Here is a 10,958-nt window from a genome sequence, read left to right as displayed (position 1 = left end):
TCTATATTCTACCTTTGCACCATATTTATCTTTTACTCGGATCAGTCTATTATTTTTATCATAGGTAAAGAATATTTCATGATAATACTGAGGATAATCCTTTTGTCCTACTGATTCTTTGCCATACTTTTCTTTGATCTTGTTTCCATTTTTATCATATTCATAGACAGTTATTTTATACTTTGCTTCTTCTCCTACTTGATCTACTGGCTCTCTTTTTTCTAATAAATTCCCTAGGAAATCATATTTAAATAAAGTAGTGTTTCCTTGTTTATCTATTTCATGAGATATATTGCCATATAAGTCATATTGGTATTTTTTCTCTACTTCACCCTTTGGATCTATAATAGCAATAAGTCGATTCATGCTATCATATTGGTAGCTATACCCTAACCCATCATCTAAATCAACATCATAATATTCTGATGTAACATGTTTTATGATATTTCCCTCACTATCATAAAAGAACCTTTCTACTCCTCCATCTGGATAGATAATCTTTATTTTCCTATTGTCCTTATCATATACATACTCTATTCCTATGCCATTCTTTGTAGAAAAATCATAATCATTTGGATTTATTTCTTTTATGATGTTTCCTTCTGTATCTCTTATATTTTTTACAATATTTCCAAGAGGGTCTTTCATTTGAATGAGTCTGTCCATACTATCATATTTGTACTCGTAGGCTTCTCCATTATCAAAGTCAGGATTGTAATTATTAGGTGTAACAAACCTAATTAAATTACCCATTTTATCATAATATTTTCTTGTTACATTTCCCTTTGCATCTTTAATATATGTGATATAATTAAGTCTATTGTATCCAAATTCTACTTCTCCATATTTTGTTTTTATAGATGTATTTCTACCTAATTTATCATAAGTATATTCGTAAATATTTTCTTCACTATCTTTAATCCTACTTGGCTCAGGTAATATTCTCTCACCTATTTCATAATCAAAGTTTTTACTATTTCCTAAAGGATCTATCCTTTTTATTACTCTACCATAAATATCATATTCATATTTTTCTGTCTGCCATATACCTACAGCTATTTTGTTTCTTTGTTCTATAATATTTCCTTGAAGGTTATATGTATATAGCTGTTCTCCTCCGTTGTTATCTGATTTTTTAATAAGGTTTTGGTTTTCATCATAATCATAATGGATCATAAGTCCATTTGAAAGCTCTTCTTTTATAACATTTCCATATGTATTATATTTTCTTTTAATAATTTGGCCATTTCTATCTTTTTCAAATATTTTATTTTGATATTGATCATAATCATATTCTTCATATGTATCATCTTCATAATAAGTATGAGTAACCAAATAATCTCTATTATATTTATATTTTTTTGATCTTTTGCTTTCACTAAAATAAAATTGAGTCTCTCTATTTTTATCATCATAAGTAATGGTACAAGTATCTCCAGTAGAATACTTTTGGTATGTTACTCTACCTTCTTGATCAAATTCATTAATAGTATAAACATTTCCATTTTGGTCAGTAATAGCCTTTATATATCCTTTTTCATCATACTCATATTTTGTAATCCCATAATCTACATGAACTACATGGGTTAGATAGTCTCCATCATACTTATACTGAACTGTTCTTCCTATTTCATCTTTTATTTGTACTATTTTTCCATTTTCATAGATGAAATCTAACATATAATTTGAGAAAGTTTTTAAAGTATGAATAGAACTTCCTTTATAAGTAATAATCATTTCATTATTATTTTTATCTATTATTTTGATAAGTTGTCCATTTTCATTGTATACATAAATAAGCTTTTTAGAGATATCTTTGAACCTGTATTCATTTTTCCAACTATCAAAATCTAAACGATAATTATTACTACTGCCTTTATGATTTTCCCAAACTTCATCTTTTTGATAAAAAGTCTCTATATGTCCATCCGTACAAAGAATAGCAGCTCTATCATTTTCTACTTGTAGATTACTTTCATAGTTAAATGTCCACCCTTTACCTAGTATTCCTACTCTTTTATTGACTGAATTATACTTTCTTTCAATCTTAAATTCTGATTTAATATCTGATAACACTAAGTCTGTAGCTGGTACATATAAACTTCCTGTTGCTACATTTACAGGGTCACCGTCGTACTTACAATTTGAAGGTTTTGGAGAAAAGAATATTTCAAAAATTCCTGCTCCTATTAGATTTTCTATGTAATGTGCTTCTCCTGTTGTCGCTATATCTCCACCAGAATTTATAAGAGAATCTTTTATTATCCTTACTGCCGATCCCATTTTACCTGGCAATTCATTTAATTTCATTGCTATATCAAGTTGTGTATCTATTAATGATGTTATCATATCTACTGAGCCATTTTTCACGTAATACTCTTCCCCATTATTGATTTTCCCATCATCTAAAAAATCAAAACCTAAATGTGAAAGAGTACTTATACCCGTTTTTATTATCATAATATTTACTACAGCTGAACCACCTAGCCAAAGACCTACCCCTAGAGCCGAAGTACTCATTGCACCATATTTTATTACATTGTATATATCCTTATTCCCACCAAATAAACCATCTCTTACTAAATTATATGACTCTGAAAAGTCTCCACTTTGACCCTTAGTATAATCTTGTCGACCTTCCATCATTTCACTAAATCCAACTGCTGCAGAAATTAATCCTACTCCTCCTACTGCCAAAGCTCCTGTTGTCGATAATGATGCTCCAACTGCTAAAACACCAATAGTGGCACCTCCTGTAAGTACTGTGGCAGCTACAAAAACAGCTCCAATCCCTATTCCTAAAGCTATAGTTCCAATACCTACTTTTGACTTTGCATCATTCATTTTGTTTACTAGTGCTTGTTTAGCACCCGCATTATATTGGTCTATCAATTGACTATCATTTGCACTTTGATCATATGCTGATGCTGGTATGCTAGGCGGATTATTTAATATTCCATACATTTTTACAAAACTAGCTGTCAAACAAATTTTTTCCATCATATCTATACTATGATTTGGATCTTCATTTCTTGTAATGATAAAACTTTCTTTTGCAGACATAGTTATATTTTTAGGTCTTAAGGGTTCTCCTTCAGCATCTGGTGGAAGTTCTCTTACACCAAAGTTTACATTGCTAGCAGCTTTTAGTGTAATATTGTCTCCTTTAATATTTATATCTCCACTTTTTTTAAGCATCAAACTAATAGCTTTTGCATCATCTACTGCAAAGCTTATATCCTTTGGAGTCATTTTCATCTCACTTCCTGTAGTATTTGAAAATGACTTATGATCTGGATTAATTGTTTTATGATAGTATTTTTCATTACTTGCTGCTATTCGTATAGCATGGATAGCTATAGCATCTTTTTCATTATTTGTTGGAAAGTAAATGTGTACTTTACTTTCTTCTACAGGCATACAATACCAAGAACTACTTTCCAATGCATATGTAAAATATTTATTATTTGGTTTTTTTATATAGGTATCGTCTATTTCAAAATGTACTCTTACACTATTTCCCTTTCTTTCTTTTACAATTGCAGGAAGAGACATCCCAAAGATCTTTGGATTTGTAGTATAGACACTTCGTACACCCTTGTAGACTTCTAATTTATATATGTACTGAATATCTTCTTTATAGGTATGAATCCATACTCTTGTAACTTGGCACTTTATATTATTTAAAATAACTTCTTCTCCTAAATAAAGTCTTCTATCGGTTTCAATTTCCCAAGAAGTATAATCTTGTGTCATAATTTTTTCTTTAGTCATACCCTTATCTTTTTTATACTTTTCCAAATCTTTTAAAATAGTATAGTCTTTTTTGCAAATCTCTACGTTATTATTAAGTTTTGGTAATCCAAAGTACATCCTTCCAAAGCTTGCTCCAGCATCTGGTAATAACAAAGCTTCAAAGTGAGTTGCAAGCCTTTTGATAAACTCCCAGTCCGTTTCTTCATACTGAAGTAAAAAATGATTGATTTTTTGATTTTTTGTCACCATATCTTGAAAATCTTTTTTAGGATATGATGATAATACATTCTTTATAACATCTTTATAGGTAAGATCTAAATCATAAAATGTACGATTATTCTTTTTTATATCAAAATCATGAGTAAAAGATATACAAGAAAGTTCTAATACATGAAGCTGTCCATGATACTCTATTTTTAAATTTGTAATCTTTCCTTGAAAAATAGGGACTTCTCTTTTTATATGTTCGTTATATTCTTTTACAATCACCTTTGTACCTGTTACTGGTTGGTTGATGTATTCTAATACTTTGTCTTCTTCTACTAAAACCTTTAAATCTAGGCGAATATGTTCATTGATTTTTTCTTCTAAAGCCATGTATTCTACTTGCAAAATATCATATGGTAAATCTATTTTAAATCCTTTATAAGTAACTAGCACATTTTCTCCCCCCTTTAATGCTCTCTTTTGAGCCAAATATACAAATGTATTTTTTTATCTATGTCTATACCTCTTAGAATGATTTTTCATTTGCTTTATATTTTCTAAGGTCCTAAAAAAATACTTAAATATGCTACTATTATAATAGCTATCCCTATAAATAAAGAAATACAATAGTTTCTTATGATAATAATAAACTTCACACTTTCTTCTAAACCAATATAATTTATTAATGTAGGTATCATTGGGGCTAAAAACATAAATATTAAACTTCCTTTATAGTAATTAATTCTCCAATGCATAACCCATATACTATATAAAAGAATCGAACTTATAGCTATTTGTTTATATTTTATTGATATACAAATATAAACAAATATACTAAATACACTAATCGTAAAGGCTAAAGTAACATCTGCCAAATAAAATTCATATACTCCCAAAAAAAATTTGTCCCTCACAAAAATAATTAGAAACATAATCCACAGCATAAGTATGTATGAACTTTTTTTTATAATTTCTTTGTTCATATAACACCTCTTTTAAATATAGATTTATATCAATATTATTTATGATCCATTTCTTCTATCCAATCATCTTTCATTGATCGTAAATAAAAAATATATAAACTCACTAACTCTTTTTCTTCTTCAGTTTTAATAGTTTCTATCTTGCTTAATTTCTTTAAATCTTCATATATTCCAGCCAAATAGGAATATTCATCCTCATATTTTGCCCTTTCTTTTATCTCAACTATTAATTTACCTAATTTTTCTATTTGATCTTTTTTCTCCTCTTTTTTCAATTCTGCTAAAACTGCTTGAGTATCTGAAAAGTCAATATCTCTTACAGTTTCTATATAATCTGCTTTAAAATCTTTGATTAAATCCTTATATTCATAGACTTCATTATAATTAGGCTTAAGTGAAACTATACAAATCAACACTATTACTATTAATAAAATCATAGCGAACCTTTTCTTTTTCATATTTCCTCCTGAAGTTATATACCAATTACATATATCCAAATCTTCAATAAATGATATAGTCTTTATTTTCTATTTGTATTTTTTTACATACTCAACATAATTTAGCATATCTTTCAATGATTTATCATAATTCACATTCATTTCTTTTATATTCTTCACATACTCTAACATAATTTTTTTAGATTTTTTTTCAATTTCCATATATAAAATTTCTTCTTCTATTTTATCTAATTTCTTAATAAATCTTTCTCGTGCAGATTTAGTATATAAAAAATATTTATATGGTGAATTTCTTATCTCATTAGATACAGTTTGTTTTTGCTTTACTTCATCCGAAAAATCTGGTAATATATATTCAATATTTCCTATAGCATCTGGTGACGGTGTATTATAATCTATAATAAAATTGCTTACATAATTAACAGTATCTATCCTAGGATCTCCTGTACGCATTTGTTGAGTCTCACTTTGTGCATTTCCCAAACTCTGTATAACCTGTGCTGCATTTGGAAGTTCGTCATAACTATCCTTCTTCATTTTAGATGCTACATAACTATCCTTATATAAATAATCATAACTATATGTATTCAGTGGTTCTAATCCAATATCTTCATATAAAACCTTGTTAATCTTCCATTCTACAGTTTTAACTGCTTCTTTTGCAATATCACTTTCTACATAAGATGATAAATAAGTTTTTTTATTATTTGCATTTTGGATAACTCTTTTCCCTGTGCTTGCTTTATCTTTTATATCTTTTTTATTTTTTTCTCCTTTTGTTAGCATCTGTTCTTTAGTTTCTTTTCGTGATCTTATATCTTCAGCTTTTACACCAGTATTCTCTCGTCTATGATCACTATTCAAGCCATGACCTTTTGGAAGATCTGGCTTACCTATACTTGCTTTATCTTTTGTATCTTTTTTAATCCTCTTCGCTTTTGTTAGCATCTGTTCTTTAGTTTTTTTTCGTGATCTTATATCTTCAGCTTTTACACCCGTATTTTTTCGTCTATGATCACTATTCAAGCCATGACCCTTTGGAAGATCTGGCTTATCTCCTTTAGTTGCTGATAAATCGTCTGAAGCTGTAGGAGACATAACTTCCTCTTCTTTCTTCTGTTGTCCATCATCTGTTATGATTATCTTGCCTCCGTATATGCAGGTAAGAGTACATGTACTTAACAATGCTTTGTAGTCTTCCTTTTCATCCTCAAAGTTGTCTACTATAAATGTGTCTTTTTTCCCATCAATCCATGACATATCTATTGCAGGTTTACATACTCCAGCACATGTTCCTATGAAATCTTTATTTACTTCTTCTTCTGGTTTTTTACAGAAAAAATCCATTACCTTATCCATAAAGCTCTTTTCTCGATTCTTTACTTCCCTCACTATATTCTTTGCTGCTTCTTGAACAAACGGGTTTTCTGGACTGGTACAGCCTCCAAAAGATAAGATATTCTCATTTGGCTTACTATCTCCTACTCTAAGTTGTGGGATATCGTGTATAAATGTACCATGACTTTTAGGGACAACTATATTACTTTTTCTTAGTCCACAAGAACACTGTATTTCTGCACCATGTACTACATAGGTTACTTGATTTTCCTCTACTCCTTCCTTTGCTCCTATTGCAGTAGCTTGAGCTATCTTTCCTAGCCTAGATTTATCACTCATCATATCACCTCTATCTCTTTAAAACTTACACCTGTAAAATCTCTTCTTAATATACTTTCTGCTACATCAAGGCTTACAATCATAGAGTTTCCTACTGTTCCTTTTATTTGAAATATATTATAATTTTTTAATTTTTCTTGATCTAAAATTATATCTTTTTCCCAACCATTTTTATAATAAGTAGTTTTTTCACTCAACCCATCTATCCCATCTGTAAGTACCATATGATAAACCTTTTGTGTTTTTTCTTCTATATTCGATAGTACAACAGTTTTAAATATCAATGTGTATTCATACATTTCAAATACTTTTTTAAGCTCATCTGATATTAAAAATACTGGATTTTCTATAAAATCTGTGTAGACAGATTCTTTTCCTCCTTCAACAAATAAGATAGAAACATCATTAAGTTGATCTGCCTGCTCTTTTATAAATGTCATATGATTACTTCCTGTAAAATCTCGTAGCTTTATTAAATGCCCTATTTCTTTTTCTTGTTTTATGATAAAATATTTCATTATTGATCCCCCTCTATATAGATAACTTGAAGCTGTGATGGGGATAGGTGTAAAAATGGAACACTCTCCCTTGAAAATATTGCCCCATCTAATAGAGTATTTTCAAAGGATACCTCTTCAAAAGCAGTACCTACAAAGCTAACTCCCTTTAAATTACTTTTATTAAAATTTACATTTTTAAGAGTTGCATTTTTGAAGTTTGCTGTTTGCATGATACTTTCTTCAAAACTGCAATTTATCAATCTACTACCTTTAAAATTTGATCCTAATAAAATACTTTTTTTGAAATTGCAATCATTCATGATACTTCCTTTAAAATTGATAAACATCATATTTCTCTCTGTACAAATAATGTCTAAAATCTCGCTATCTTTAAAAACTTTATATACCAATGCATCTTTATGTGCTTCATCATTTGTTAGTTCTAATATTTTTACAAAATCATTCGTAGTTTTTGAATTTGTATCCATAGCAAAAACAAACTCACTTTGATCTTGATACTCTCCCCATCGAATACAATAAATATCTGTTTTTTGAACTTTTTGAAACCACTTTGCTTCATCTATATTTTGCAGAATCAATCTTGCTGCATATGCTATATACTGGTTATATCCTATGGCTTGTTTTAAAATTATTTTTTCTATATGACTTTTATTGATTTTTCCCATATAGGGTTTACTCTTTTCATGAAGCTTTCTTTGTAAATCCTCTAAAGAATTAAACAAAAAAGATAAATCTACTTCTATATATTGGGTATGATCATCTAGATACCATGATGGATTGTATGTATTCAAAAGCATAGTATAGGTTTTATTCACAATACTTGTTCGAAGAATTGAAAACTGAAAATATGTTACTTTATATTCTTCATTCTCTTTTTGAAAATCATATACTTTTTCACAAATGCTTTTTAACCCATCTATAACTTTATCTTTCAATACATTTTGATTTTTTCGTAAATCTTGACGAAAAATTTCTTCATAGTTTTGCAGTAGTTCTTCTACCTCTTCTTCAAAATCTACAAAAGCTTCTTCCTTTGTCATAAAATCTCCCCTTAATTATTTTTTACTTCCGTTCCTTTTACTAAAATCTCACCTGCTTCTGTAAATTGAATCTTTCCACCTTTATCACACATAAGATCGATCTTTTCATTAGCTGTCATGGTCAATGTTTTTTCTGCTCGAATATCTATATTCTCCACCGCATTGACCTGAATACTATTTTGTCCCATAATATTGATGCTTCCATTTTTATTTAATTGAATGGAGGACTGTCCACTATCGCAGGATATAAGAATTCCACTAGGAGTAAATCTTACTTCCTTATCATGTACTGTCCTTAAATATTTCACATCTGGATTACCCATTCGATCTTTTGCATGATTATTTTTAGGTATATATCCACTGACAGCACTAACTGCAAAGGAATCTTTTTCATCTTTTGTTGGAAAATATACTCTTACCCGATCTTTGATCTCTGGCATACAATACCAACCACTACCATCAGGAGATGCTGCCAATGTGGAATAAGGAAACCAATATGCTTTTGCTTTTTCTTGAGTTTTGTCGATTTGAAGATGAATCTTTACTTTGTCTCTTTGCACTTCTAAAATCGTACCTTCTACAGATATGCCCATAATATTTTTATTGTACAATCTTCTTTGTCGTAGTCCATTTTTTAGTTGAATTTTATATGTATTGTATAATACACCTTCTTTTAATTCATACTGCACCTTGCTTATATAAAAATCATGTCCTAAAAATTTCATGTGGTTTCCAAGTTTTAATATTTCAAAGGTTTCTATTTCATAAACGATAAAGTCTATTTCCTTTGCATCTTCTATATGATTTTTTTGTATGTACTCATATAAATCTAAATTCTTATAAACCATATAATTTTTGACTATATCCGCCATGTTTACAGAAATATCTGGAGTTCCTATATAATAATGAATATTTTGAAACTCTATAGCTGGAAATAATCCAGCATAAAATTTGGACACGAACCTTTTTAAAAACTCCCAATCTGTTTCATTATATTGTAAAACTAATTGTCCTATAGGAATATCTGGAATTTGTATCATATAATTAGATGGGTTATAGTCCTTCATCACTTCTCTGATGAGATTATGAGTGGTCATATTTTTGTCTTGAAATGAACGACACCTTTTGAAAGTGTCCATAAGATAAGTATAACTTTTTGCTTTGATATAGATGTTATGTACTTGTTCTACTACTTTTATTTTTATTTGAGTAATGATCCCGTAAAATAAGGATACTTTGCCGTTAGCTTTTAAATAGTATACTTCTATAGGAGTATTTTGCTCCGTCAAATGTATGTCTTCATCTTTTCTTTCATGAACCAATACCCCTGTTAGTTCTAATGTTGCGTGTTCATTAATACTGTTGGTAATTTTCAAATCCTTTATATATTCCATTTCATATGTAGATATTCTTATATTTTCATATGATATTGCATGACTACTCATACAAATTCCTCCCCCTTGGCTTTTACAACTTAATTTCTATTAAATGAATCATTCCTTTGATAACTTTTTCCCATATATTTATGTCTTTGTAAAAACAATTAAAGTTGCCTATCATCATCTGAGTATTTAGATTATCTTTACTAAAAAATATAACATTATAGATATAACCTTTAGCAGTGGGTGTCTTGAATATGCCATAGTTTAATAAAGTATCTTCTTTGTTTATTTCTCCTTCATCAATCCATTCTAGGTATAAATCCATGTCTTTAAACTTTTTTTGCATTCCTTCTTTAAAGGAATCAAAAGTCATAGATAAAATATTTTCTTTTATATAACTGCATACAAAAGTTACACCTTCTGTTTCTTTTTTAAATACCAAATTTGTATCATCCTTCGCTACTTCTTCAAAATAATTTTCTATCATAGGAATACTTATTTTCCCATCTAAATACGTTTCTCTTTTAAAATAAAATTTTCTATCCTCTATTTCTAAATATCCGCCTGCAATACATTCTATAACCTCATCTAAGGACATTTCTATTTTTTCATCAACTTTTATTTCTTCCTCTTTCTTTTGTTTTTCGTCATCTTGCTGTAGCACTCTCTTTGCTTGCTTTAAAGCAGCTATTTTTTCGTCCATAAAAGTCATATTTTGCCCTCCTTATCTTTTAATCTACAAATATTTTCTTTGATAGATAGTTTCTATCTCTTTTGCTCTTTTTTTTTAAAAAATACTGCCTATACTTATTTCAATCTTAAATCATGATTCACTAATACTTAATTTTTAAAAAATCTTCATACTAAATTCTTGCTCTTTATTATTCATTGCTCTTTATTATTCATTGCTCTTTATTATTCATTGCTCTTTATT

8 protein-coding genes are annotated in these 10,958 nt (G+C 28.8%); all 8 read right to left on the bottom strand.

The window, feature by feature from the left end:
* The coding region (locus EK368_RS07650) for a DUF6531 domain-containing protein (RefSeq protein WP_243109380.1) at window positions 1–4,416 on the bottom strand (4,416 nt) is incomplete at its 3' end.
* 104 nt (window positions 4,417–4,520) lie between these two features.
* The gene (locus EK368_RS07645) at window positions 4,521–4,946 is read right to left on the bottom strand and encodes a hypothetical protein (protein WP_129598133.1); all 426 of its coding nucleotides are present in this window, start codon (window positions 4,944–4,946) and stop codon (window positions 4,521–4,523) included.
* A 35-nt stretch (window positions 4,947–4,981) separates the two neighbouring features.
* A complete protein-coding gene (locus EK368_RS07640; protein ID WP_129598131.1) occupies window positions 4,982–5,404 on the bottom strand; it encodes a hypothetical protein in 423 nt (140 codons plus the stop codon).
* Window positions 5,405–5,473: 69 nt separating this feature from the next.
* Window positions 5,474–7,081: a DUF4280 domain-containing protein gene (locus EK368_RS07635; protein WP_165000370.1), complete on the bottom strand. Its 1,608-nt coding sequence runs from the start codon at window positions 7,079–7,081 to the stop codon at window positions 5,474–5,476.
* A complete protein-coding gene (locus tag EK368_RS07630; protein ID WP_243109379.1) occupies window positions 7,081–7,599 on the bottom strand; it encodes an imm11 family protein in 519 nt (172 codons plus the stop codon). Before EK368_RS07630 ends, EK368_RS07635 begins: the two co-directional genes overlap by 1 nt.
* Window positions 7,599–8,642, bottom strand: a complete 1,044-nt coding sequence (locus EK368_RS07625) for a pentapeptide repeat-containing protein (RefSeq protein WP_129598125.1) — start codon at window positions 8,640–8,642, stop codon at window positions 7,599–7,601. Before EK368_RS07625 ends, EK368_RS07630 begins: the two co-directional genes overlap by 1 nt.
* An 11-nt stretch (window positions 8,643–8,653) precedes the next feature.
* On the bottom strand, window positions 8,654–10,087 hold the full coding sequence (locus EK368_RS07620) for a phage baseplate assembly protein V (protein WP_129598123.1): 1,434 nt from the start codon (window positions 10,085–10,087) through the stop codon (window positions 8,654–8,656).
* 22 nt (window positions 10,088–10,109) lie between these two features.
* Window positions 10,110–10,736 carry a hypothetical protein gene (locus EK368_RS07615; protein ID WP_129598121.1) on the bottom strand — a complete coding sequence of 209 codons (627 nt, stop codon included), beginning with the start codon at window positions 10,734–10,736 and terminating at the stop codon, window positions 10,110–10,112.
* Window positions 10,737–10,958 lie beyond the last annotated feature (222 nt).

It is taken from the genome of Anaerophilus nitritigenes (genome assembly GCF_004138215.1).
Classification (GTDB): Bacteria; Bacillota; Clostridia; order Peptostreptococcales; family Thermotaleaceae; genus Anaerophilus; species Anaerophilus nitritogenes.
Note: the sequence above shows the minus strand (reverse complement) of the source record. Positions and strands in the feature narration are given on the sequence as shown.

Bases quoted from the DNA above. Each gene is read 5' to 3' on its own strand.
- EK368_RS07645 (WP_129598133.1), bottom strand. From the start codon at position 4,946: ATGAACAAAGAAATTATAAAAAAAAGTTCATACATACTTATGCTGTGG.
- EK368_RS07640 (WP_129598131.1), bottom strand. From the start codon at position 5,404: ATGAAAAAGAAAAGGTTCGCTATGATTTTATTAATAGTAATAGTGTTG.
- EK368_RS07630 (WP_243109379.1), bottom strand. From the start codon at position 7,599: ATGAAATATTTTATCATAAAACAAGAAAAAGAAATAGGGCATTTAATA.
- EK368_RS07625 (WP_129598125.1), bottom strand. From the start codon at position 8,642: ATGACAAAGGAAGAAGCTTTTGTAGATTTTGAAGAAGAGGTAGAAGAA.
- EK368_RS07615 (WP_129598121.1), bottom strand. From the start codon at position 10,736: ATGACTTTTATGGACGAAAAAATAGCTGCTTTAAAGCAAGCAAAGAGA.
- EK368_RS07635 (WP_165000370.1), bottom strand. From the start codon at position 7,081: ATGAGTGATAAATCTAGGCTAGGAAAGATAGCTCAAGCTACTGCAATA.
- EK368_RS07620 (WP_129598123.1), bottom strand. From the start codon at position 10,087: ATGAGTAGTCATGCAATATCATATGAAAATATAAGAATATCTACATAT.